General features: G+C 52.0%; 21 protein-coding genes, 5 tRNA genes and 1 pseudogene. 10 read left to right on the top strand and 17 right to left on the bottom strand.

Features of this window, described 5'->3' with window-relative positions; genetic code table 11:
* Positions 1 to 23 precede the first annotated feature (23 nt).
* From ACR42C_RS06855 to ACR42C_RS06845, 3 genes are all read right to left on the bottom strand, one after another.
* Positions 24 to 1976, bottom strand: coding sequence for a hypothetical protein (locus ACR42C_RS06855; protein ID WP_219395064.1), 1953 nt, complete (start codon positions 1974 to 1976; stop codon positions 24 to 26).
* Between the two features lie 87 nt (positions 1977 to 2063).
* The gene (locus ACR42C_RS06850; protein WP_171877446.1) at positions 2064 to 2213 is read right to left on the bottom strand and encodes a hypothetical protein; all 150 of its coding nucleotides are present in this window, start codon (positions 2211 to 2213) and stop codon (positions 2064 to 2066) included.
* A 552-nt stretch (positions 2214 to 2765) separates the two neighbouring features.
* Positions 2766 to 4580, bottom strand: coding sequence for a recombinase family protein (locus ACR42C_RS06845; RefSeq protein WP_171877445.1), 1815 nt, complete (start codon positions 4578 to 4580; stop codon positions 2766 to 2768).
* Positions 4581 to 4611: 31 nt separating this feature from the next.
* Between ACR42C_RS06845 and ACR42C_RS06840 the strand changes: the two are divergent.
* Positions 4612 to 5229: pseudogene (locus ACR42C_RS06840) on the top strand (pyridoxal phosphatase); the annotation flags it as partial.
* On the opposite strand, the gene modC reads toward ACR42C_RS06840, so the two are convergent.
* From modC to ACR42C_RS06820, 4 genes are all read right to left on the bottom strand, one after another.
* A complete protein-coding gene (gene modC, locus ACR42C_RS06835; protein ID WP_116343352.1) occupies positions 5230 to 6288 on the bottom strand; it encodes a molybdenum ABC transporter ATP-binding protein ModC in 1059 nt (352 codons plus the stop codon).
* Between the two features lie 2 nt (positions 6289 to 6290).
* Positions 6291 to 6980 (bottom strand): molybdate ABC transporter permease subunit, encoded by a 690-nt coding sequence (gene modB, locus ACR42C_RS06830; RefSeq protein WP_116343351.1) that lies wholly within the window; start codon positions 6978 to 6980, stop codon positions 6291 to 6293.
* Entirely contained in the window at positions 6980 to 7753 is a 774-nt protein-coding gene (modA, locus tag ACR42C_RS06825) for a molybdate ABC transporter substrate-binding protein (RefSeq protein ID WP_316380470.1), read from the bottom strand. The genes modB and modA overlap by 1 nt, the downstream gene beginning before the upstream one ends.
* 177 nt (positions 7754 to 7930) lie before the next feature.
* Positions 7931 to 8080 (bottom strand): AcrZ family multidrug efflux pump-associated protein, encoded by a 150-nt coding sequence (locus ACR42C_RS06820; RefSeq protein WP_013097516.1) that lies wholly within the window; start codon positions 8078 to 8080, stop codon positions 7931 to 7933.
* Between the two features lie 127 nt (positions 8081 to 8207).
* Here ACR42C_RS06820 and modE point away from each other — a divergent pair, with 127 nt between their 5' ends.
* The 7 genes from modE to gpmA all read left to right on the top strand — a co-directional run bounded on the left by modE (position 8208) and on the right by gpmA (position 15954).
* On the top strand, positions 8208 to 8996 hold the full coding sequence (gene modE / locus ACR42C_RS06815; protein WP_316380471.1) for a molybdenum-dependent transcriptional regulator: 789 nt from the start codon (positions 8208 to 8210) through the stop codon (positions 8994 to 8996).
* 67 nt (positions 8997 to 9063) lie between these two features.
* Positions 9064 to 10536: a molybdate ABC transporter ATP-binding protein ModF gene (gene modF, locus ACR42C_RS06810; protein ID WP_316380472.1), complete on the top strand. Its 1473-nt coding sequence runs from the start codon at positions 9064 to 9066 to the stop codon at positions 10534 to 10536.
* A gap of 200 nt (positions 10537 to 10736) precedes the next feature.
* Positions 10737 to 11753 (top strand): UDP-glucose 4-epimerase GalE, encoded by a 1017-nt coding sequence (gene galE, locus ACR42C_RS06805; RefSeq protein WP_041910754.1) that lies wholly within the window; start codon positions 10737 to 10739, stop codon positions 11751 to 11753.
* 9 nt (positions 11754 to 11762) lie between these two features.
* Positions 11763 to 12809 (top strand): galactose-1-phosphate uridylyltransferase, encoded by a 1047-nt coding sequence (gene galT / locus ACR42C_RS06800; RefSeq protein WP_163330754.1) that lies wholly within the window; start codon positions 11763 to 11765, stop codon positions 12807 to 12809.
* A 3-nt stretch (positions 12810 to 12812) separates the two neighbouring features.
* On the top strand, positions 12813 to 13961 hold the full coding sequence (gene galK, locus ACR42C_RS06795) for a galactokinase (protein WP_479984913.1): 1149 nt from the start codon (positions 12813 to 12815) through the stop codon (positions 13959 to 13961).
* A complete protein-coding gene (galM, locus tag ACR42C_RS06790) occupies positions 13955 to 14995 on the top strand; it encodes a galactose-1-epimerase (protein WP_316380473.1) in 1041 nt (346 codons plus the stop codon). The genes galK and galM overlap by 7 nt, the downstream gene beginning before the upstream one ends.
* A 206-nt stretch (positions 14996 to 15201) precedes the next feature.
* Positions 15202 to 15954: a 2,3-diphosphoglycerate-dependent phosphoglycerate mutase gene (gene gpmA, locus ACR42C_RS06785; protein ID WP_008501111.1), complete on the top strand. Its 753-nt coding sequence runs from the start codon at positions 15202 to 15204 to the stop codon at positions 15952 to 15954.
* 61 nt (positions 15955 to 16015) lie between these two features.
* Here gpmA and aroG read toward each other — a convergent pair whose 3' ends face one another.
* Positions 16016 to 17068, bottom strand: coding sequence for a 3-deoxy-7-phosphoheptulonate synthase AroG (gene aroG / locus ACR42C_RS06780; protein WP_316380474.1), 1053 nt, complete (start codon positions 17066 to 17068; stop codon positions 16016 to 16018).
* A 303-nt stretch (positions 17069 to 17371) separates the two neighbouring features.
* On the opposite strand from aroG, the gene ACR42C_RS06775 reads away from it, so the two are divergent.
* Both ACR42C_RS06775 and zitB read left to right on the top strand, forming a co-directional pair.
* On the top strand, positions 17372 to 17752 hold the full coding sequence (locus ACR42C_RS06775) for a protein YbgS (RefSeq protein ID WP_116343343.1): 381 nt from the start codon (positions 17372 to 17374) through the stop codon (positions 17750 to 17752).
* A gap of 105 nt (positions 17753 to 17857) precedes the next feature.
* Entirely contained in the window at positions 17858 to 18796 is a 939-nt protein-coding gene (gene zitB, locus ACR42C_RS06770) for a CDF family zinc transporter ZitB (RefSeq protein ID WP_163330750.1), read from the top strand.
* On the opposite strand, the gene pnuC is transcribed toward zitB, so the two are convergent.
* From pnuC to pal, 9 genes are all read right to left on the bottom strand, one after another.
* The gene (gene pnuC, locus ACR42C_RS06765) at positions 18793 to 19512 is read right to left on the bottom strand and encodes a nicotinamide riboside transporter PnuC (protein ID WP_116343341.1); all 720 of its coding nucleotides are present in this window, start codon (positions 19510 to 19512) and stop codon (positions 18793 to 18795) included. The genes zitB and pnuC overlap by 4 nt on opposite strands.
* 23 nt (positions 19513 to 19535) lie before the next feature.
* Positions 19536 to 20579 carry a quinolinate synthase NadA gene (gene nadA, locus ACR42C_RS06760; protein WP_232935961.1) on the bottom strand — a complete coding sequence of 348 codons (1044 nt, stop codon included), beginning with the start codon at positions 20577 to 20579 and terminating at the stop codon, positions 19536 to 19538.
* 191 nt (positions 20580 to 20770) lie between these two features.
* A tRNA-Lys gene (locus ACR42C_RS06755) sits at positions 20771 to 20846 on the bottom strand.
* Positions 20847 to 20877: 31 nt separating this feature from the next.
* Positions 20878 to 20953 (bottom strand) — tRNA-Lys (locus ACR42C_RS06750).
* Between the two features lie 41 nt (positions 20954 to 20994).
* Positions 20995 to 21070, bottom strand: a tRNA-Lys gene (locus ACR42C_RS06745).
* Between the two features lie 3 nt (positions 21071 to 21073).
* Positions 21074 to 21149, bottom strand: a tRNA-Val gene (locus ACR42C_RS06740).
* 27 nt (positions 21150 to 21176) lie between these two features.
* Positions 21177 to 21252 (bottom strand) — tRNA-Lys (locus ACR42C_RS06735).
* Between the two features lie 161 nt (positions 21253 to 21413).
* Positions 21414 to 22208, bottom strand: coding sequence for a cell division protein CpoB (cpoB, locus tag ACR42C_RS06730; RefSeq protein WP_116343917.1), 795 nt, complete (start codon positions 22206 to 22208; stop codon positions 21414 to 21416).
* A gap of 9 nt (positions 22209 to 22217) precedes the next feature.
* Positions 22218 to 22739 carry a peptidoglycan-associated lipoprotein Pal gene (gene pal, locus ACR42C_RS06725; RefSeq protein ID WP_003858578.1) on the bottom strand — a complete coding sequence of 174 codons (522 nt, stop codon included), beginning with the start codon at positions 22737 to 22739 and terminating at the stop codon, positions 22218 to 22220.
* Between the last annotated feature and the right edge of the window lie 29 nt (positions 22740 to 22768).

The following is a 22768-nucleotide window of genomic DNA, read 5'->3' as shown; positions in this document are numbered from 1 at the left end:
GTTTTTTCTGCGTACAAAGCCCATCAGGCCGCCATACGTAGGCTTAGGAGGCGTTCGCGGATCGCGTTTGCCGTCTTGTCAGTGCTGGCATTGAATGATTCACTAGGTGCTGGCTGTTCAATCTCAAATCCAGTTAGGTTTGTATACTTCACTGGATAGACCTGATAGCGATCCGTACCTTTCCAATCTAAGTACGCCTTGAATACTGCGTTTGTGTCTTTACTGATTCGTTGTTCTTTCCTTTTTCCAAGAGTAATAAAACGATTGATTATGCGTGCTTCACAACCATCTTTAGCTACTAGTTGACCACCACGCCATTCTAGAACTTTTCTCCATTCTTTATTCTTTCTCATTTCGGTTTCATCACCTTGAAAGAATTCAGTTAGAGTAGTTTTGATAGCTATCCCTGAAAGTATCGCCATATCGAGTACATTCAAAGTATCATCAGGACAATCTGTAGCGATGTAACGTAGCATTTGGTTTCTAATGTTCGTATGATGATCTACATAGTTGAAATCAGGCCAAACACGTTTTCTAATGAATTCTTTATCTTCAACCATTCCATTTACTACAAGTTCTATTTGTTCACGCTTCAATCCTTTCTTTAGTAGGGTATTGATACTTTCAACTACATAATCATATTCTTCATCACCAGCATACTCAAACTTACCAGTACGGAAACTTTCTGTAATCGAAGCAATGCGTTTATTACGTTCATCTTGTTGTTGTTCCTTCATTGCTCGCTTACCCTCTTTGAGTACTTCAGCAACTCCAGAATCACCTGATACCAACATACGTGGATTGACATTGAAATCATAACTCATCATACGTTCAGCAAATAGTACAGGATCTAGTACAGCTTGCTTCTCTCTATGTGAATAGTATTCAGCATCAATAGAAATCAAGTTTACAATGAATGAATCTGATTCTTTATCATATTTCAAATGACTACCTTTTACTTCTTCATGGTAGGCACTACGCAAATATTCTTTATACTGTTCTGTGTTATCTTCAGACTTATAGAAAGTATTAATTACATCTGCGAATCTTTGAGCACTAGCAGTATATCCAATGATATCAAAATCAGCCAATTCACGTACTTCTGTGTTTGGGATGAAGTAATGAACATGCTTCACATACCCTACATTACGGAAACGGTTTGAAAACTGTTCAATAACATCTGGATCAGTATGTCCATAAATGAATACATCTACTTCATCTTGAACATCTTCAATACTAAGACCTTCACGGATTGAGTTAGTACCAAAGATTACAGACCATTGATTACCCATCTTACGAGTACGATAAAGTTCAAGTACATCATCATTTGCTTTTTCATCAGCATTGACTACTAGAGCATCATCACCATAGCGTTCTGAAAGTTGATTACATACTGCTTTATCATTGATTAGAACTAGTTTCTTGCGTCCATTGTCTTTACGTGCGTGTATAAACTCTTCAAACGCCGCTAGACCGTTTCTATCATAGATATAGGTATCTAGTACCTTCATTGCTAGTTGTGGCTTGTAGACATTATAGAAGCGGTCTAAATTGATACTTGATATGTATTCAGGCTGAAACGTTCCAGACATTAGGATCACGGAATGATAGTATTTGAATATACTAATTAGATCCCTTATTGCTGGAGCCTTATAGTTATAATCCATGTATAAACCGTGTGCTTCATCAACCACTAGGGTACGTGTACTAAAGTATGACTTATCAAATGTGCTGTTTACCTTGATTACTCGTGCTTGCCATGTATCGATATTTCCAGCACCTTTATCAATCTCACTTTGTTTGATTGCGATGAATGGTACTGTGATATCAACATTTGGCATATTGATAAAACCAGTAGTTTTACCAGTACCTACTGAAGAATTTAGACCAATGATACCGCCATTGAAATCAAAATCTTTTATATAATCACTGATGTATTCCCCAGATTCCAAAGTAAGTTGTTTTGTATAGCTCATATGAATTTCCTTATTGTTATTCGCGTTACTTCCTGTAATCGCGTCTACTTATCGTAAGGTTAGTAGACAACCTTTATACTAGTTATCTTATTCCCCCGTAATCATTGACATATTGATCAAGTACTGAATAGCACTGCTAATAGATTTAGCTTTACCATCATCCACTAGTTTTTGAATGTGTGCCGCTTGTGTTTCATTGAGGCGTACACCAACGCTTACCGATTTCTTTTCTTTCATGTTTTTTCCTTTTATATGTTTAACAAATTCATCAAAATTAAAACCATAAAAGATCCCCACGAATGGGGATTCTTTAATTACAGGAGTTTTTAATGAGGAATTTATATGTATACAACTATCTAGTACCTTAACCCGTACAAAGGTATACTTCGCAATAGGTGATCGTTTCGACTTGATCAGCTACATGTTATTTATTAATTATTTCAAGGGATGTTGAATAATCCCACTTGAATGTCTATAGCTATATTATATCACATTAATTTGGTTTGTCCCAAGTTTCGCCTTGACACCCTATATTATACCCTGGAAATCAGCGGCGTTCCAAAAATCTCTCAATTTTCATTTTAACCATTGGGATCTTCACTGGTATTAGAAGTACTACAAGAATCATAAAGAAGAGATTGAGTATTAAGAACATTGGGAATAGTACGAACATGTAGATTAGTGTAGCGATTATCTCAATTAGAAAGTTAGTCATTTATGTTTCCTCCTGTATCTGACTATTTGTAGTATTTAGTAGATACAGGAGAAAAACACCCTCAAATGCGGAGATTAGTTAGAAGTCAGAAAATTGAATTGATTACGCATCCAAACACCTACCGCATCATTCCGATCTACAGCATCTATATAGTTCAGCAATAGCGAGTAATCAATGATTGAAAGATCTTCGTTAGTCTGCTGAAAACGGATTTCACCATCTTTAAGCATGATCATGAATGAAGGGGTATAATAGAACTTAGCACCATCTACATCTTCAATGATCACCTCACTGATTAACGTTTGTTCTTTCTTCTTATTCTCAACAAAAAGCACATGTCTTTTTAGCTCATTCTGCTTGTAGTTAATATCAATAGTGTAAGATGTACCATTACGCTTTAGACGAATATTAGAAACAATCTTGTTTAGTTCACTCTCATAACGTGTGCGTATATCTACGTTATTCACATCATACAATTCAGTAACGTTAACTTCCTGTAATACTGGCACATCTACTTGTACTGTAGCTAATGAAGCCTGTCGTGCTAACAATCTCTCTAACTCTGATTTAGCATCATCGAGTTCTTCACGCATATCAAAAGATATAGGTTTACCAGCACTTTTACGGCGTTCAATACCATTTTCATAGTTAGTGATTTGATCTTTAACTTGATCAATCTGGATACGCAACACTTCTATTTCAGGATTAAATTCCTGTTCCTTCATTACAGTACTAAGATCCATCCCTAACAAATGTTCTACTACAAATCGTTCTACCGTTTCATAGGTCATAGCTTTGTTTTCACAAAGTCCATCACGTTCATTGAGGCAACGGATGTATCTGTATTCCTCAATTTTGGGATCACCTTTCTTTGGTGTACGTTTAGCACGAACCACATTATGATACATTGGCCCGCCGCATTCAGTACAACGAGCGATACCACTAAACAAATTACTTTTAATCAGTACTTCTTCCTGTCCATCTTTCTTCACGGTAACACGTCCAGCATTAGGACGACGAGACTTTAGCAATTCCTGTACTAATTCAAATTCTTCTTCATTAATCACTACAGGGTACACATCCATATCGTACTTTTTCTGAGTTACTGGATTTTCAATATCATCATGGTTACGGATGATTTCTGAAATGAAAATCTTACCTGTTACACGGCGATTAGTAAGAATCTTATGGACAAGTTCACCAGTCCACGGACGATTAAATTTATATTGCTCACCTTCTTTCCTTTGAAGTTGTTTGGCAATAGTTGGACATCCCATGCCAGTTTGATAAAGAGCAAAAATCTCTTTAACTACTGCCGCTTTCTCATTAACTACATACTTATCGTTTTCTACTTCGATCCATTGAGGACGTTTATTAGTTACAATAGTACCTTTGTTAAATGCTTGTTCGCGTTTCTTCGCCCAGCCTTTACGAATACGATCACTTTTATACTTAGATTCATCATATGCCCGTTGAGCATTCATCATTACAAAAGGTAGATCTTTAGAATTACTACGGCTGATAACTATGTTAGCCATTACATCATGAATAGCTACGTTATGTGCCATCAGAGCATTGATGTAACCCATCACATCAAACGGGTTCTGACGACTAAAGCGGTCTATAGATTCCACTACCAAAATAGAACTATCCCACATACCATTACGTACTTGTTCCATCCATGCCCCTAACTCACCCTCTGAGATGTTTAAACCCTTAAAGGCTGAGACACCTTGATCCGATAGTACTACTGGGGCTGGATCGTCCATTTCCGCACAAATGCCAGTTCGCTCTAAGTAGCCTTCTAATAGTTCTGCTTGGCGTGCGATGCCTGACCCGTCGAGCTGCTGATCGGAGCTAACACGGTGATACACAAAGACTTTTTTCATGGGCGACCTTCTAATTTTTGTTTGTATAAGCATAACACACTTGTATGATTATCAGGCAAAAAAGGTTTTAGCCGCCGACCCGCTGCCGGTTCCGCAGGCGCTGCAACTGATTGATCTGCTGGATGAGCATGACGTACACGGTCTCATGTACGTAGATAACGCGATGGTGTACGAGCGCCCTACCGGCCACGTGGTGCGCACCAGCAACTGGGCATTGTCCCTGCCTGAAGCGCAGCGCCCGGTCTTTACCCAGGTTTCCTCCCTGCGCCAGGCGGCCCGGGATGTTGAGGCTATCTGGAAATTCGCCCTGACGGATGAAGACACCACCAAACTGAATACCTTCGCGAAGCACGTCGAGGAAACGCTGGGGCTGGAGTGCGAATGGTCCTGGCACGATCAGGTGGATATTGCCCGCAAGGGTAACAGCAAAGGCAAGCGCCTGACGCAGTATGTGGAATCAAAAGGCGGGTCGATGCAGGACGTGATCGCCTTCGGCGATAACTACAACGACATCAGCATGCTGGAAGCCGCCGGTACGGGCGTGGCGATGGGCAATGCCGACGACGCGGTGAAAGCGCGCGCCAACGTGGTGATTGGCGACAATACCACCGACAGCATCGCGCAGTACATTTATACCCACCTGCTGTAATCAAGCGGTGATTGAGACGCTCTTAATTTGCGCGTAAAGCCACAGGCCGGGCTTGATTGCTAACTCATCCCTGGCCCACGGGCTGATGCGCGCCCAGAGCGTCCTGCTGCCGACTTCAAGCTTCACCTCCACCTGCCCGTTATCATCAAAACACTCCGCCACTTTGGCGCGCAGAATATTGCGAATACTGGTTTGCAGCGGCGGCTGCAGCACCAGCGAGACGTCCGACGCCTGGATGCGAATTCGCAGCGCGGACTGTAACGGTTTATCGATCTTATTGACCCACAGATGCTGGTCACCCAGCGCCAGCGCGGTCATCGCGTAGTGCGGATGATGTTCCAGAACGCTGACCTTCAGGATGCTGCTCTGCTGCTCTCTCGGTAACCAGGGGTGCATTACGCTGCTGCCCCACACCTCTTCCAGGTTGCCGAAGGCCTTCACGCTGCCCTCTTCCAGCACGAGCACTTTGTCGGCCAGATGAAGGATCTCATCCAGCGAATGGCTGACGTAGAGCATCGGAATATTAATTTCACGCGTCAGTCGCTGCAGATAAGGCAGAAGTTCGCGCTTGCGCGGTATATCGAGCGAGGCCAGCGGCTCGTCGAGCAGCAGCAGTTCGGGGGCGGTCAGCAACGCGCGGCCAATGGCCACCCGCTGTTTTTCTCCGCCGGAGAGTGAGGACGGCAGCCTGTCGAGCAGAGGCTCAATGCCTAAAAGCGTGACCAGCTTGTCAAACTGCCCGGCCATGCTTTTCGCCATGCCGTAGCGCAGGTTGCCGCGCACGCTGTAGTGCGGGAACAAGCGCGCGTCCTGGAAAACGTAGCCGATGCGGCGCTTGTCCGGTGAGAGGTAAACTTTGTTCTCCACGTCATTCAGGACGCGGTTATTCAGGACAATACGTCCTGACTGCGGGCGCGTCAGGCCGCTGATGGCGTTAATCAGAGACGTTTTTCCCGCCCCCGACACGCCGAAGACGGCGGTGATGCCGCTTGCAGGCAGCGTCTCGTTAAGCGTCAGGGTATGGTTTCCCAGCGTCTGGGTGAAATTCAGTTCCAGCATCGTTATTTCCCCATCCGCTCGCGGCTCAGCCGGGCCAGCCATTCAGAAACCAGCAGCGAAACCAGGGCTAGTACGATTGAGATGATGCACAGCCGCGCTGCGGCACTCTCCCCCCCCGGCGTCTGAATCAGGGTGTACATGGCCGACGGAATGGTTCGCGTCTCACCGGGAATGTTCGACACAAACGTGATGGTCGCGCCGAACTCGCCCAGCGAGCGGGCGAAGGCCAGCACCGTCCCGACAATAATGCCCGGCAGCGTAAGCGGGAGCGTGATGGTGAAAAAGACGCGCCAGCGTCCGGCGCCCAGCGTGCGGGCCGCCTGTTCGAGCTTCATGTCCACGCCTTCCAGCGCGAGGCGGATTGCCCTCACCATCAGCGGGAATGACATCACCGCCGCCGCCAGCACCGCACCGCGCCAGCTAAAAGCGAATGTGAGTCCGAACCAGTCGTAGAGCCTTTCGCCGATAAAACCGCGTCGCCCCATCGAAATCAGCAGCAGGTAACCGACCACCACAGGCGGTAAAACCAGGGGGAGATGAAGTACACTGTCGAGTAGCGCTTTGCCGGGAAACCGACAGCGAACCAGTAACCAGGCAAAGAAGATCCCAAAGGGCAAACTCAGCGCAACCGCCAGGGAAGAGACTTTAAGGCTCAGCAAAACAGCCTGCCATTCAGGATCGGTCAGTATCATCAGTGAGTCGTAAATCCATAACGTTTAAAGATTGCGGACGCCTCCGGCCCCTTCAGATAATCGCGGAAGGCCGTTACGGTCGCATTTTTATGTCCATCAACAATCGCGACAGGATATTCCACTTTCTTGTGGGAATCTTCCGGGAATGTTGCCACCACCTTCACGCCTTTGCTGGCAACGGCATCGGAGCCATACACAATGCCCAGCGGAGCTTCGTTGCGTTCCACCAGCGCCAGCGCGCCGCGCACGTCTTCCGCCGGGGCCAGCTTCGGCGACAATGCCTCCCATGCCCCCAGCGTTTGCAGCGCTTCTTTGGCATAGATCCCGGCCGGAACGTGCTCCGGATCGCCCACTGCCAGACGCCCACCGTTCAGCAGATTTATCCAGTTGGTCTCTTTATTGATGGTGATGTCCGCCTGCGCGCTGGCTTTTGGTGCCACGACAACCAGGCTATTCCCCAGCAGCGTTTCGCGGGTTGTTGCATCAATCGCTCTCTTCTCCGCCGCGTAATCCATCCACTTCTGGTCAGCCGAGATGAACAGATCCGCCGGTGCGCCCGCTTCTATCTGGCGCGCCAGCGTCGAAGAAGAGGCAAAAGAGGAGACCACCTCGACGTTTTTCTCTTTTTTATACGCCGCCGCGATATCCTGCAGCGCGTTGGTCAGTGACGCCGCCGCAAAGATCGTGATTTTACCCTCGTCCGCCAGCGCGTGTCCGGTAAGTGAAAGCGTCAGCGTTGCCCCTGCGAAAAGGCGTACCCATGAACGTGCCATCTGTAACTCCTGTGAGTAGCGTTATATACAAATTAATATAACGATATCTTCAGGGAGATCCCAGCGGTAAATCGTACCGCTCAAGGGGTAAGGCGGACGGATATCTTAATAATATCGGCGAAAATGAAAAAATCTTGAGAGCAAAACGCCCGGGCAAGCCGGGCGTTTTGTGGGAAATTAATGCTGCTTTTTCGCACGGTCTCTGTGACCGATATTCGAAAAGACGTTGAACACTTCACCCAGGCCGTAGATGGCACCGAGGATGATGGCCATCACTACTGGTACCATGATCACGGCGAATACCAGACTTTTCAACAACTCTAACATGGTTTTCTCCAGATTTTGTGAATGGGCTATTCTACCCTGAAAAGTAAGAAAAACATCCCCTTTTGTGCGGTGCCCTTTGCGCCCTGCACCATTTGGGTCACAATATTCTTTTTGCCAGGACACTGTTATGCAGGCCGAAATTCTTCTTACTCTCCGACTTCAGCAAAAGCTTTTCGCCGACCCCCGGCGTATTGCCCTGCTTAAACAGATAGAACAGACCGGCTCAATTAGCCAGGGAGCCAGGAATGCCGGGATTAGCTATAAAAGCGCCTGGGATGCCATCAATGAAATGAACACCCTGAGCGAACAACCGCTGGTGGACAGAGCCACAGGGGGCAAAGGCGGTGGCGGGGCTGTCGTCACACGTTACGGCCAGCGTCTGATTCAGCTCTACGATCTCCTGGGACAAATCCAGCAAAAAGCGTTCGATGTATTGAGTGACGACGATAACGTTCCGCTGGACAGCTTGCTGGCCGCCATTTCCCGCTTCTCGTTACAGACCAGCGCCCGCAACCAGTGGTTTGGTACGGTGACGGCGCGCGATAATCTCCAGGTACAGCAGCATATTGAGATCCTGCTTGCCGATGGCGTCACCCGTCTGAAAGCGGCGATAACGGCGCAGAGCGCAGAGCGCCTCAATCTGGACGAAGGTAAAGAGGTGCTGGTGTTGCTGAAAGCGCCCTGGGTCAACATCACGCGTGACCCGGACAAGGCAAAGGCCGCAGATAACCAGCTGCGCGGCGCCATCAGCCATATCGAACGCGGCAAAGAGCAGTGCGAGGTGCTGATGCCCCTGGCAGACGGACAAACCCTTTGCGCGACGGTCCCGCTCAGCGAGGCGGACGGTTTAGAAGAAGGTGCTATCGTCACCGCATATTTCAACGCAGACCGGGTGATTATCGCCACATTGTGCTGAGTGCATTGACAATCGTGCCGACAGTGCGTATCCCTGACAGCAGTTGCTGCAAAAAATGGGATACATCATGTCATCATTGCATATTTCGCAAGGTACGTTTCGTCTTAGCGATACCCGAACGCTGAAGATTGCCGATCTGACAATACGCGCGGGTGAAAGCTGGGCGTTTGTCGGCACCAACGGCAGCGGTAAATCCGCGCTGGCCCGGGCGCTGGCCGGAGAGCTTCCCCTTCTCAAAGGCGAATTCCAGAGCAATTTCAAACGCGTGACGCGCCTGTCCTTTGAACAGCTGCAAAAGCTGGTAAGCGACGAGTGGCAGCGCAATAACACCGATTTACTCAGTCCTGGTGAAGAAGACACCGGTCGCACGGCGGCGGAGATTATTCAGGATGAGGTGAAAGATCCCGCTCGCTGCCAGCATCTGGCGGAACAATTTGGCATCTCCGCTCTGCTGAACCGGCGGTTTAAATACCTCTCTACCGGCGAGACGCGGAAAACGCTTCTGTGTCAGGCGCTCATGGGCCAGCCGGAGCTGCTGATTCTGGATGAGCCCTTTGACGGGCTGGATGTTCACTCCCGCGCCCAGCTTGCCGCCCTCCTGGGCTCTCTGAATCAGGAAGGCTATACGATCGTTTTGGTGCTGAACCGCTTTGATGAAATTCCTGATTTCGTGCAGAACGCGGGCGTGCTGGCAGACTGCAGCCTGATCGAAACCGGGGAAAAATCTGCGCTGCTCAAGCAGGCGCTCATTGCCCAGCTTGCGCACAGCGAAAAGCTGGCGGGTATTGCGCTGCCGGAGCCCGACGCGCCGGCAGCGCGCCACGGTCTCGATCCCCGGCAGCCGCTTATCGTTCTGCGCGACGGGGTGGTTTCCTATGATGACCGTCCGATCCTTAACCACCTCAGCTGGACGGTCAATCCTGGCGAGCACTGGCAGATTGTCGGCCCTAACGGCGCGGGAAAATCAACGTTGCTGAGCTTGATCGTCGGCGATCACCCGCAGGGCTATAGCAACGATCTGACGCTTTTCGGGCGGCGTCGCGGCAGCGGCGAAACCATCTGGGATATCAAAAAGCACATCGGCTACGTCAGCAGCAGCCTGCATCTTGATTACCGGGTTAGTACCACGGTACGCAACGTGATCCTTTCCGGCTATTTTGATTCCATCGGCATTTATCAGGCGGTGTCGGACAAACAGCGCAAGCTGGCCCAGCAGTGGCTGGATATTCTGGGCATGGACAGCCGGGTCGCTGACGCGCCGTTTCATAGCCTGTCGTGGGGGCAGCAGCGCCTGGCACTGATCGTTCGCGCGCTGGTAAAACACCCTACGCTTCTGATCCTCGACGAACCGCTGCAGGGGCTGGATCCGCTCAACCGACAGCTGATCCGCCGCTTTGTAGACGTGCTGATTAGCGAAGGTGAAACGCAGCTGCTGTTCGTTTCACACCATGCCGAAGATGCCCCTTCCTGCATTACCCACCGCCTGGAGTTTGTCGCGGACGGCGAGGGTTATCGCTACCTTCTCAGCAGCGTCGATTAACCGTGGAGGGCACCGCCCTCCTCTTTTCAGATAACTTGCATCAATACATCGCTATCTCTTTGATCTAGAATGCTCTGACTCATCGAAAAAGCGAGTGTAAAAACGAGTGTAAACGATTCCACTATTTTATCCCATGTCACACTTTTCGCGTCTCTGTTATGCTATGGTTATTACATACCATAAGCCCAATGGAGCGAATTATGCGAGTTCTGGTAACAGGTGGTAGCGGTTACATCGGAAGTCATACCTGTGTGCAGCTGCTGCAAAATGGTCACGATGTGATCATCCTCGACAACCTGTGCAATAGTAAGCGCAGCGTGCTGCCGGTAATTGAACGTCTTGGCGGTAAACAGCCAACTTTCGTGGAAGGCGACATCCGCAACGAAGCGCTGATGACCGAGATCCTTCACGACCACGCCATCGAAGCGGTGATCCACTTCGCGGGCCTGAAAGCAGTTGGTGAATCGGTTGCGAAACCGCTTGAGTATTACGACAACAACGTCAACGGTACCCTGCGTCTGATCTCCGCCATGCGCGCGGCGAACGTCAAAAACTTTATCTTTAGCTCCTCCGCCACCGTCTACGGCGATCAGCCCAAAATCCCTTACGTGGAAAGCTTCCCGACCGGTACGCCGCAAAGCCCGTACGGCAAAAGCAAGCTGATGGTGGAGCAGATCCTGACCGACCTGCAAAAAGCGCAGCCGGAGTGGAGCATCGCGCTGCTGCGCTACTTCAACCCGGTCGGTGCCCATCCGTCCGGCGATATGGGTGAAGATCCGCAGGGTATTCCGAACAACTTAATGCCGTACATCGCCCAGGTGGCGGTAGGCCGTCGCGAGTCGCTGGCCATTTTTGGTAATGACTACCCCACCGAAGACGGCACCGGCGTGCGCGACTATATCCACGTGATGGATCTGGCAGACGGCCACGTTGCAGCCATGCAGCAGCTGGCTGACAAACCGGGCGTGCATATTTATAACCTCGGCGCCGGGGTCGGCAGCAGCGTGCTGGACGTGGTTAACGCCTTCAGCAAAGCCTGCGGTAAGCCGGTGAACTACCACTTCGCTCCGCGTCGTGATGGCGACCTGCCTGCTTACTGGGCCGATGCCACCAAAGCCGATAAAGAGCTTAACTGGCGTGTCACCCGCACGCTTGATGAAATGGCACAGGATACCTGGCACTGGCAGTCACGCCACCCGCAAGGCTATCCGGACTAAGGATCCGTCATGACTTCGTTTAATCCCGTCGATCATCCGCATCGTCGTTTTAACCCGTTAAGCGGGCAATGGATTTTGGTTTCCCCGCATCGCGCCAAGCGCCCCTGGCAGGGGGCGCAGGAGACGCCTGCAAAACAGACGCTGCCACAGCATGACCCGGACTGCTTCCTGTGTCCGGGCAATACGCGCGTCACCGGAGATAAAAACCCGGACTACAAGGGCACCTTCGTCTTCACCAACGATTTTGCCGCCCTGATGACCGACACGCCGGACGCCCCCGCAAGCCACGACCCGCTGATGCGCTGCGAAAGCGCGCGCGGTACCAGCCGCGTGATCTGCTTCTCGCCCGATCACAGCAAAACGCTGCCAGAGCTGAGCGTGGACGCGCTGAAAGAGGTGGTCAGCACCTGGCAGGCGCAAACCGCTGAGCTGGGGCAGAGCTATCCGTGGGTGCAGGTGTTCGAAAACAAAGGCGCGGCGATGGGCTGCTCTAACCCGCATCCACACGGCCAGATCTGGGCGAACAGCTTCCTGCCCAACGAAGCCGAGCGTGAAGATCGTCTGCAGAAAGCCTATTTCGCAGAAAACGGCTCACCCATGCTGGTGGACTACACTCAGCGTGAGCTGGCCGACGGCAGCCGTACCGTGGTGGAAACCGAGCACTGGCTGGCCGTCGTGCCCTACTGGGCCGCCTGGCCGTTTGAAACGCTGCTGCTGCCGAAAGCGCACGTTCAGCGCATTACCGATCTCAGCGACGCGCAGCGCGACGACCTGGCGCTGGCGCTGAAAAAACTGACAAGCCGTTACGACAACCTGTTCCAGTGCTCCTTCCCGTACTCCATGGGCTGGCACGGCGCACCGTTTAACGGGGAAGAGAATCAGCACTGGCAGTTGCACGCCCATTTCTACCCGCCGCTGCTGCGCTCTGCGACGGTGCGTAAATTTATGGTGGGCTATGAAATGCTGGCGGAAACCCAGCGTGACCTGACGGCGGAACAGGCGGCAGAACGCCTGCGCGCCGTTAGCGACGTCCACTATCGCGAATCAGGAGTCTAAAAAATGAGTCTGAAAGATAAAACACAATCCCTGTTTGCTGAGAAATTTGGCTACCCTGCCACCCACGTTATCCAGGCGCCCGGCCGCGTTAACCTGATCGGTGAACACACCGACTATAACGACGGCTTCGTGCTGCCGTGCGCCATCGATTACCAGACGGTCATCAGCTGTGCGAAGCGCGACGACCGCAAAGTCCGCGTCATTGCGGCAGATTACGGTAATGAGACGGACGAGTTTTCCCTCGATGCCCCGATTGTGACGCACGACAGCCAGCAGTGGTCTAACTACGTACGCGGCGTGGTGAAGCATCTGCAGAAGCGCAACAAGCACTTCGGCGGTGCCGATTTAGTCATCAGCGGCAACGTGCCTCAGGGTGCGGGCTTAAGTTCGTCGGCCTCGCTCGAAGTGGCCGTGGGAACCGTCTTCCAGCAGCTGTATCATCTGCCGCTGGACGGCGCGCAAATTGCGCTGAACGGCCAGGAAGCGGAAAACCAGTTCGTGGGCTGCAACTGCGGCATTATGGACCAGCTGATCTCTGCGCTGGGCAAAAAAGAGCACGCGCTGCTGATCGACTGCCGCTCGCTGGGCACCAAAGCCGTTCCGCTGCCAAAAGGCGCGGCCGTCGTGATTATCAACAGCAACTTTAAACGCACGCTGGTGGGCAGCGAATACAACACCCGCCGCGAACAGTGCGAAACCGGTGCGCGCTTCTTCCAGCAGCCTGCCCTGCGCGACGTGACGCTCAATGAATTTAACAAAGTGGCGCACGAACTGGATCCGGTTGTCGCCAGGCGCGTACGTCACGTGCTGACGGAGAACGCCCGTACCGTTGAAGCCGCGTCCGCACTGGCGAAAGGTGACCTGAAACGCATGGGTGAACTGATGGCAGAATCTCACGCCTCCATGCGCGATGATTTTGAAATCACCGTGCCGCAGATCGACACCCTGGTGGACATTGTGAAAGCGGTCATTGGCGACAAAGGCGGCGTACGTATGACGGGCGGCGGTTTTGGCGGCTGCATCGTTGCGCTGGTTCCGGAAGAGCTGGTCCCTGCCGTCCAGGACGCCGTGGCGAAGCAGTACGAAGCGCAAACGGGCATCAAAGAAACGTTCTATGTATGTAAAGCATCACAAGGAGCCGGACAGTGCTAAACGAAACACCTACCCTCGCACCGGATGGTCTGCCGTATCGCCTGTTAACCCTGCGCAACAGCGCGGGGATGGTGGTTACGCTTATGGACTGGGGTGCGACCCTGCTATCAGCCCGCGTACCAATGCCGGACGGCAGCGTGCGCGAAACCCTGCTCGGCTGCGCCTCGCCTGAGCAGTATGTCAATCAATCCGCCTATCTGGGCGCGTCCGTAGGGCGCTATGCCAACCGTATCGCGAAGAGCCGCTTTGAGCTCGACGGCGTCCAGTACGCCCTGCTTCCAAGCCAGGGTGAGAACCAGCTGCACGGCGGGCCGGACGGCTTTGACAAACGCCGCTGGAAGATTGTTCGTCAAAACGACGGGGAAGTGCTGTTCTCACTGGATTCGCTTGATGGCGATCAGGGCTTCCCGGGGAATCTTATCGCATCCGCGCGCTTCACGCTGACCGACGACAACCGAATCGCCATTGAATACCGTGCGACGGTCGATAAGCCGTGTCCGGTCAACCTGACTAACCATGCCTACTTCAATCTGGACGGCAACCAGTGCGACGTGCGTAACCACAAGCTGCAGATCCTGGCTGACGCTTATCTGCCGGTTGACGAGATGGGCATTCCGTATCAGGGCCTTAAAGACGTGAGCGGGACCAGCTTTGATTTCCGCAGCGCTAAAGTTATCGCCCAGGATTTCCTGAGCGATGACGATCAGCGCAAGGTGAAAGGCTACGATCACGCGTTCCTGCTGCACGCCAAAGGTGATGTAAAACAGCCTGCCGCGCAGGTCTGGTCTGCGGATGAGAAGCTGCAGATGATGGTGTATACCACCGCCCCTGCCCTGCAGTTCTACTCAGGCAACTATCTTGGCGGCACGACGGCGCGCGAACACGATGAGTACAGCGACTGGCAAGGGCTGGCGCTGGAGAGCGAATTCCTGCCGGACAGCCCCAATCATCCTGAATGGCCGCAGCCGGACTGCGTGCTGCGCCCGGGCGAAGAGTACGTGAGCGTCACAGAGTATCATTTCATTCCGCATTGATTTCCAGCCCTCCCATCGGAGGGCTTTTTTCTGCGCGTCTTGCTGAAAATAGCGCCGATCGCAGACAAAATCATAACCCTGGATTCACAAGCATCTTACACTCAGAGACTATTTTCGCTATGGTTAGGGTTAAGCGTTGCTGGTGGCACCGCCACGGCAATATAATGAGAATTGTTATCATTCTAAAAATGCTTGAGGAGTAAGAGATGGCTATTACTAAGCTGGTTCTGGTGCGTCACGGCGAAAGCCAGTGGAACAACGAAAACCGCTTTACCGGTTGGTACGACGTTGATCTGTCTGAGAAAGGCGTAAGCGAAGCAAAAGCAGCAGGTAAACTGCTGAAGGAAGAAGGCTTCAGCTTTGATTTTGCTTACACCTCTGTGCTGAAACGTGCCATCCATACCCTGTGGAACGTGCTGGACGAACTGGACCAGGCCTGGCTGCCGGTTGAGAAATCCTGGAAACTGAACGAGCGTCACTACGGTGCGCTGCAGGGCCTGAACAAAGCGGAAACCGCTGAGAAATACGGTGACGAGCAGGTTAAACAGTGGCGTCGCGGCTTCGCGGTCACCCCACCAGAGCTGACCAAAGATGACGAGCGCTACCCGGGCCACGACCCGCGTTACGCGAAACTGACCGACGCTGAGCTGCCAACCACCGAGAGCCTGGCGCTGACCATCGACCGCGTTGTGCCTTACTGGAACGAAACCATTCTGCCACGTCTGAAAAGCGGCGAGCGCGTGATCATTGCCGCTCACGGTAACTCCCTGCGCGCGCTGGTGAAATACCTGGACAACATGGGTGAAGACGAGATCCTCGAACTGAACATCCCAACTGGCGTACCGCTGGTGTATGAGTTCGACGAAAACTTCAAGCCAATCAAACACTACTACCTGGGTAACGCGGACGAAATCGCAGCGAAAGCAGCGGCTGTCGCGAATCAGGGTAAAGCGAAATAATTTTCGCCGGACGTAAAAAAAGCGCGGAGCCTTCCGCGCTTTTTTATTTGTGCCTGAGAATTCAGCCGCGACGCGCTTTTACCGCATTCGCCAGCTGACGCAGGATGGCATCGGTATCTTCCCAGCCGATGCAGGCATCAGTCACGCTTTTGCCATACACCAGCGGCTCGCTACCTTCCAGATTCTGGTTACCTTCAACCAGATGGCTTTCAATCATCACCCCAATTACCGCCTTCTCACCGTTGGCGATCTGCTGGCAGACATCTGCCCCCACTTCCATCTGCTTTTTGAACTGCTTGCTGGAGTTGGCGTGGCTGAAGTCGATCATCACCTGCGCCGGCAGCCCGGCTTTTTCCAGCCCGGCCTTCACCTCTGCCACATGTTTTGCACTGTAGTTTGGCTCTTTGCCACCGCGCAGAATGATATGGCAGTCGCCGTTACCGCTGGTGTTAACGATGGCAGAGTGACCCCATTTGGTCACAGACAGGAAGCAGTGCGGTGCCCCCGCTGCGTTGATGGCGTCGATAGCCACCTTAATGGTACCGTCAGTGCCGTTTTTGAAACCCACCGGGCAAGAGAGACCGGAAGCCAGCTCGCGGTGGACCTGAGATTCAGTGGTGCGGGCACCAATCGCGCCCCAGCTCATCAGATCTGCCAGGTATTGTGGCGTGATCATATCCAGGAACTCGCCGGCAGCTGGCAGGCCGCTGTCGTTGATCTCCAGCAGCAGCTTGCGCGCAATGCGCAGGCCGTCGTTGATCTGGAAGCTGTTATCCATGTGCGGATCGTTAATCAGCCCTTTCCAGCCCACTGTCGTGCGCGGTTTTTCAAAATAGACGCGCATCACGATTTCAAGCTCGTCCTTCAGCTCTTCACGCAGGGCGAGCAGACGGGCCGCATACTCTTTCGCAGCGGCAGGATCGTGAATGGAGCACGGGCCAATCACCACCAGAAGACGATCGTCATTACCTTTCAGGATCTTGTGGATCGCTTTACGAGCATGAGAAACCGTGTTTGCGGCATTTTCAGTGGCGGGGAATTTCTCAAGGAGCGCTACAGGAGGTAATAACTCATTGATCTCTTTAATGCGTAAATCGTCGTTCTGATAATTCATCTTCTTTCCAGCTCTGCCATATCTTTAGTAATGAAAGCAATCCTTTCAATCTATCTTGTCGACCAGGAAGTGTAAACACGGTTTTACACTTCACGCAGATAATTCCTGGAATTCGCCTAAAAATCGCCACAAAATAGCGAAAAATGAGATCTAACCTAAGCTTTTTAACTGTAACAACCATTTTTACACGCTTAAACGCGATTCCATACTGACGTAAGTCCGTAAGGCGGAATCTTTCGCCTCTAAAAAGATGCACTGTTGGAGAATGTTATCCAGCGTAACGACAAGAACAGGAGCACCATGATGAAAATGACAAAACTGACAACCCTCTTCCTGACTGCCACACTCACCCTTGCCAGCGGCAGCGCCCTGGCCGCAGAAACGGGTACTTCAGACAGCAACGGTGATGCCAATGCGGCAGCAGCAGCAGGCCAGGTTGCGCCTGATGCGAAACAGAATATCGCCCCGAACAATGTCGATAACAGCCAGATCAATACCGGGAACACCAATACCGGCGGCACCATGCTGCATCCGAACGGTGGTGCTTCCGACACCATGAATCATGACAATATGAGCTCGGATGAGGTTCATAAGAACTCGATGTGTAAGGACGGCAAATGTCCCGATCCGAACGACAAAGTGGGTAACGACGCCAATACCAAAACTGATGGCACAACCCAGTAATTCTTGATGCTTTAAATGCGAAAGGAGAGCCCTGGCTCTCCTTTCTTTTTGGAGTAACCTGTTAAAAACGCTACACTAAAATAATAACGAATCAGGAAAGCAGACATGGCGCACACCCACTCACACGCATCTTCTCCCGGAAATGACAACGCAAAACGACTCATGCTGGCCTTTGGCGTCACGGCCACGTTTATGGTTATTGAGGTCATTGGCGGCCTGGTTTCCGGCTCTCTGGCGCTGCTGGCTGATGCCGGACATATGCTGACCGATGCCGCCGCGCTGCTTTTCGCCCTGCTGGCGGTGCAGTTTGCTCGCCGCCCGCCCAACGCACGCCATACCTTCGGCTGGCTGAGGCTGACGACCCTCGCCGCGTTTGTTAATGCCATCGCGCTGGTGGCGATCACCCTTCTTATCGTCTGGGAGGCCGTACAGCGCTTCAGGCACCCTCAGCCGATCGCCGGGACAACGATGATGGTCATTGCCGTGGCGGGACTATTGGCGAATATCCTCGCGTTCTGGATTTTGCACCGCGGCAGCGGGGAAAAGAACCTCAACGTGCGCGCTGCGGCCCTGCACGTTCTGGGAGATTTACTCGGCTCGGTCGGAGCGATTGTCGCCGCGCTGGTGATCCTCAATACCGGCTGGACGCCCGTCGACCCGATTCTCTCCGTGCTGGTGTCGTGTCTGGTCTTGCGAAGCGCCTGGCGGCTGCTGAAGGAGAGCGTCAATGAACTTCTTGAAGGTGCACCGACATCCATAGACATTGACGAGCTGAAACGTAACCTGCGCCGCTCAGTTCCGGAAGTACGCAACGTGCATCACGTGCACGTTTGGCTGGTGGGGGAGAAACCGGTCATGACGCTGCACGCCCAGGTGATCCCGCCTCATGACCACGACGCGCTGCTTGAACGCATCCAGCATTTTCTTGAACATCACTACGAGATTGGCCACGCCACCATCCAGATGGAGTATCAGCCCTGTAACGGGCCGGACTGCCACCTTAACGAGGCGCAGCCCGACCATTCACATCATCACCACCATTAGCGGGAAAGCGCGTGAGAGCCTCGCTCACGCGCGCTGTTAATCCACATTCGGCTACCGTTCAGGGCAATGAAGGTCAGCAGCAGATACTCCAGCGACATCGCATAGACGCCCTGCAGAGCAAAAATTACCACGCTGATGACGTTGATGATGACCCACAGCAGCCAGTTCTCAACGTATTTGCGCGTCATCAGGACCATCGCCGCAATCGACAGCACCATCATGCAAGAGTCCCAGAACGGGAAGGCATCCGGCTGGAGCTCCGGCATCGTCACGTTCAGGCCAATAGCGGACATGACCGAAACGGCAACGCGGGTCAGGAACGCAAACACCGGGTTGATATAGACGGTCATTAAACCAATGGCAACCACGCAGGCAACGAACCAGGCGATGGCTTTTGGCAGGGGCAGCCAGCGGATCTGCAGCTCAGCCTCCTGCTGGCTGTTTTGCCGGGACCAGGCGTACCAGCCGTAAATATTGGCGGCGAAGAAAAACAACTGCAAAAGCAGACTGGCATACAGCTGGATCTGGAAGAAGATAATCGCAAACAGCGTGACGTTAATCAGGCCGAACGCGTAGTTACCGATCTTCTCAAGGCTTGCCAGCCAGATACACAGCAAACCCGCCAGCGTGCCTACGGCTTCAATCCATGACAGGTCATAGCCACCTGCACCAATCGGTATATGAACCAGAATGTTCTGCGTGCTAAAAAAATCCATCTTTTCCCCAGGGCGTTTTTAAATTAAGTACGTAGTGTAGCCGCAAAATCCAGCATGCGGTTAAGCGGAATTAACGCACCTTCACGCAGGGCGGCATCGACGTGGATTTCATGCGCCGCACCGCCCGTCTCGAGCCCTTCGGCAATAGCTTTCAGGCCGTTCATCGCCATCCACGGGCAATGCGCGCAGCTGCGGCACGTCGCGCCCTCCCCCGCCGTTGGCGCTTCCAGGAGCTCTTTCTCCGGCACGGCCTGCTGCATCTTATAGAAAATACCGCGATCGGTCGCCACAATGAGCTGCTTGTGCGGCAGCGTCCTGGCCGCGTTGATAAGCTGGCTGGTTGAGCCAACGGCATCGGCCATATCAACAATCGACTGCGGTGATTCTGGGTGAACAAGAATGGCGGCATCAGGATAAAGCGCCTTCATGCGCGCCAGCGCCTGGGTTTTGAATTCGTCGTGAACGATACACGCACCTTGCCAGCAGAGAACGTCAGCGCCCGTCTGCTTCTGGACATACTTTCCAAGATGGCGGTCAGGGGCCCAGATAATTTTCTCACCCAGGCTGTCCAGATGCTCAATAAGCTCAACGGCGATGCTCGACGTGACCACCCAGTCTGCGCGCGCTTTTACCGCCGCGGAGGTGTTGGCGTAAACCACCACGGTTCGGTCAGGATGGGCATCGCAGAATGCGGTGAACTCATCAATCGGGCAGCCGAGATCGAGTGAACACTCCGCGTTAAGCGTCGGCATCAGAATGGTTTTTTCCGGGCTCAGGATCTTTGCCGTTTCGCCCATAAAACGCACGCCTGCAACCAGCAGCGTGGAAGCGGGATGTTTTGCCCCGAAGCGAGCCATCTCCAGTGAATCAGAAATACAACCCCCGGTCTCTTCCGCCAGCTGCTGAATTTCCGGGTCGGTGTAGTAATGGGCCACCATCACCGCATCGCGCTCTTTGAGAAGCCGTTTGATCTTCTCGCGATAGAATTGTTTTTCATCCTGGCTCAGCGGAACAGGCTTTGGCGGAAACGGATAGATGGCGGCTTCAGGATCGAACATCACACTCATTATGGCTTCTCGTTTTACTGGCTTAACAATATTGCCTTTCTTTTGCATGACAAAGCAAAACGCGCGGCAATTGTGTTTTATATACTAAACAAGATAGCGAATCCGGAGTGAAAAGTCACTGGGAATAGATGGGCAGAGCATTTGTTGTAGCGCAGATAGCAAAAAGGCGCCTTTAGGGCGCCTTTCTACACTGGTGGGTCGTGCAGGATTCGAACCTGCGACCAATTGATTAAAAGTCAACTGCTCTACCAACTGAGCTAACGACCCCTTGCGGGATGTACTTCAAATTTATTCAGGCTGGTGGGTCGTGCAGGATTCGAACCTGCGACCAATTGATTAAAAGTCAACTGCTCTACCAACTGAGCTAACGACCCATTTGGGTGTTGCCTGAATTATCACTCGGAACCAATAAAATTGGTGGGTCGTGCAGGATTCGAACCTGCGACCAATTGATTAAAAGTCAACTGCTCTACCAACTGAGCTAACGACCCGAGTGGTGGGTGATGACGGGCTCGAACCGCCGACCCCCTCCGTGTAAAGGAGATGCTCTACCAACTGAGCTAATCACCCACTCTGTACTGCCGGTAATGCGTTAAGTGGTGGGTCGTGCAGGATTCGAACCTGCGACCAATTGATTAAAAGTCAACTGCTCTACCAACTGAGCTAACGACCCACTTTTACGCTGTTTTCACGTTGTTTGATATCCCGTGGCAACGGCGGCATATATTACTGATTTAAGAATTCTGCGCAACAAAAATTTCGATGAAGATCACTTAACTGCTTACGAATCATGCTGCACGACCAGAAATAACGCGATTTCTGGTCATGCGATAATCATCCCATCGAATTCAGGCGTTTTTGCGCCTGCTTAGCACCTTCGGTGCCAGGGAATTTTGCGACCACCTGCTGATAAACCGCTTTGGCTTTCGCCGTGTCGCCTTTGTCCTGCATGATCACGCCAACTTTATACATCGCGTCTGGCGCTTTCGGCGATTTCGGGTAATTTTTCACCACTGAGGCAAAATAAAACGCCGCATCGTCCTTTTTACCCTTGTTGTAATTCAGCTGACCGAGCCAGTAATTGGCATTTGGCTGGTAGGTTGAATCAGGGTATTTCTTAACAAAGTTCTGAAACGCAGCAATCGCGTCGTCCTGACGAGACTGATCCTGCACCAGGGCAATGGCCGCATTGTAATCCGTATTTGCGTCACCGCTCTGTACAGGCGCCCCTGTTGAGGCTGAAGCATCAGCAGACGGTGCGGGTGCGGAGGTCGCTGCACCGCTCTGATCGCCTGCCGCTGGCTGTGCTGCTGCACCACCGCTGCTCAGGCTATCTATCTGCAACAAGATTTGCTTCTGACGTTCCACAACCTGGTTAAGCTGATACTGGCTTTCCTGAATCTGACCGCGGAGAGAGTCAATATCATTTTGGTTATCGGAAAGTTGCTGCTGGAGTTGGGTTAAAAGCTGACTGTGAGCGTTAGAAATGCGCTCGAGCTGAGTGACCCGGTCTTCTACCGAGCCTGAGCCGACACTACTGATTGGTGCCTGAGCAAAAGCGGCCCAGGGGGCCGCTATTCCAACCAGTAACGACAGACTCAACAGATGATGTCTGAAGTTACTGCTCATGCAATTCTCTTAGTAAACCAGTACGGCACGACGGTTTTTGGAGTAAGCCGCTTCGTCGTGACCCAGTACTGCAGGTTTTTCTTTACCGTAAGAAACGATGGAGATCTGGTCAGCAGAAACGCCTTTACCCTGCAGGTACATCTTAACGGCGTTAGCACGACGTTCACCCAGGGAGATGTTGTACTCTGGAGTACCACGTTCGTCCGCGTGACCTTCTACGGTGACTTTGTAAGATGGGTTGCTACGCAGGAAGTTAGCGTGAGCATCCAGCATCGCAGCGAAGTCAGAACGGATGTCGTATTTATCCAGATCGAAGTAAACGATGTTGTTCTGCTGCAGCTGCTGCATCTGAAGACGCGCTTGCTCTTCAGAAGACATGTTGCCATTGCCGTTCGCGTCCATACCGGTACCGGCACCCATCATGCCTTCGCCGCTCTGGTCATTGCTGGCGTTCTTGTTAGAAGAACACGCTGCGATTGCCATTACAGGCAGAGCGATCATCAGCCCCTTCAGCACTTTGTTCAGTTGCATTTCTATGATTCCTTTAGTAATCAATTAAT

The organism is Enterobacter sp. MG-EB028 (assembly GCF_056673305.1).
This window is presented reverse-complemented; position numbering and strand designations above follow the sequence as displayed.

Excerpts from the sequence above, each read along its gene's own strand:
- zitB (WP_163330750.1), top strand. The coding sequence starts at position 17,858 with ATGGCGCACACCCACTCACACGCATCTTCTCCCGGAAATGACAACGCA.
- ACR42C_RS06855 (WP_219395064.1), bottom strand. The coding sequence starts at position 1,976 with ATGAGCTATACAAAACAACTTACTTTGGAATCTGGGGAATACATCAGT.
- pnuC (WP_116343341.1), bottom strand. The coding sequence starts at position 19,512 with ATGGATTTTTTTAGCACGCAGAACATTCTGGTTCATATACCGATTGGT.
- galT (WP_163330754.1), top strand. The coding sequence starts at position 11,763 with ATGACTTCGTTTAATCCCGTCGATCATCCGCATCGTCGTTTTAACCCG.
- pal (WP_003858578.1), bottom strand. The coding sequence starts at position 22,739 with ATGCAACTGAACAAAGTGCTGAAGGGGCTGATGATCGCTCTGCCTGTA.
- modA (WP_316380470.1), bottom strand. The coding sequence starts at position 7,753 with ATGGCACGTTCATGGGTACGCCTTTTCGCAGGGGCAACGCTGACGCTT.
- gpmA (WP_008501111.1), top strand. The coding sequence starts at position 15,202 with ATGGCTATTACTAAGCTGGTTCTGGTGCGTCACGGCGAAAGCCAGTGG.
- ACR42C_RS06820 (WP_013097516.1), bottom strand. The coding sequence starts at position 8,080 with ATGTTAGAGTTGTTGAAAAGTCTGGTATTCGCCGTGATCATGGTACCA.
- modF (WP_316380472.1), top strand. The coding sequence starts at position 9,064 with ATGTCATCATTGCATATTTCGCAAGGTACGTTTCGTCTTAGCGATACC.
- aroG (WP_316380474.1), bottom strand. The coding sequence starts at position 17,068 with ATGAATTATCAGAACGACGATTTACGCATTAAAGAGATCAATGAGTTA.
- modE (WP_316380471.1), top strand. The coding sequence starts at position 8,208 with ATGCAGGCCGAAATTCTTCTTACTCTCCGACTTCAGCAAAAGCTTTTC.
- nadA (WP_232935961.1), bottom strand. The coding sequence starts at position 20,579 with ATGAGTGTGATGTTCGATCCTGAAGCCGCCATCTATCCGTTTCCGCCA.
- galE (WP_041910754.1), top strand. The coding sequence starts at position 10,737 with ATGCGAGTTCTGGTAACAGGTGGTAGCGGTTACATCGGAAGTCATACC.
- galK (WP_479984913.1), top strand. The coding sequence starts at position 12,813 with ATGAGTCTGAAAGATAAAACACAATCCCTGTTTGCTGAGAAATTTGGC.
- ACR42C_RS06845 (WP_171877445.1), bottom strand. The coding sequence starts at position 4,580 with ATGAAAAAAGTCTTTGTGTATCACCGTGTTAGCTCCGATCAGCAGCTC.
- cpoB (WP_116343917.1), bottom strand. The coding sequence starts at position 22,208 with ATGAGCAGTAACTTCAGACATCATCTGTTGAGTCTGTCGTTACTGGTT.
- modC (WP_116343352.1), bottom strand. The coding sequence starts at position 6,288 with ATGCTGGAACTGAATTTCACCCAGACGCTGGGAAACCATACCCTGACG.
- ACR42C_RS06850 (WP_171877446.1), bottom strand. The coding sequence starts at position 2,213 with ATGAAAGAAAAGAAATCGGTAAGCGTTGGTGTACGCCTCAATGAAACA.
- modB (WP_116343351.1), bottom strand. The coding sequence starts at position 6,980 with ATGATACTGACCGATCCTGAATGGCAGGCTGTTTTGCTGAGCCTTAAA.
- ACR42C_RS06775 (WP_116343343.1), top strand. The coding sequence starts at position 17,372 with ATGAAAATGACAAAACTGACAACCCTCTTCCTGACTGCCACACTCACC.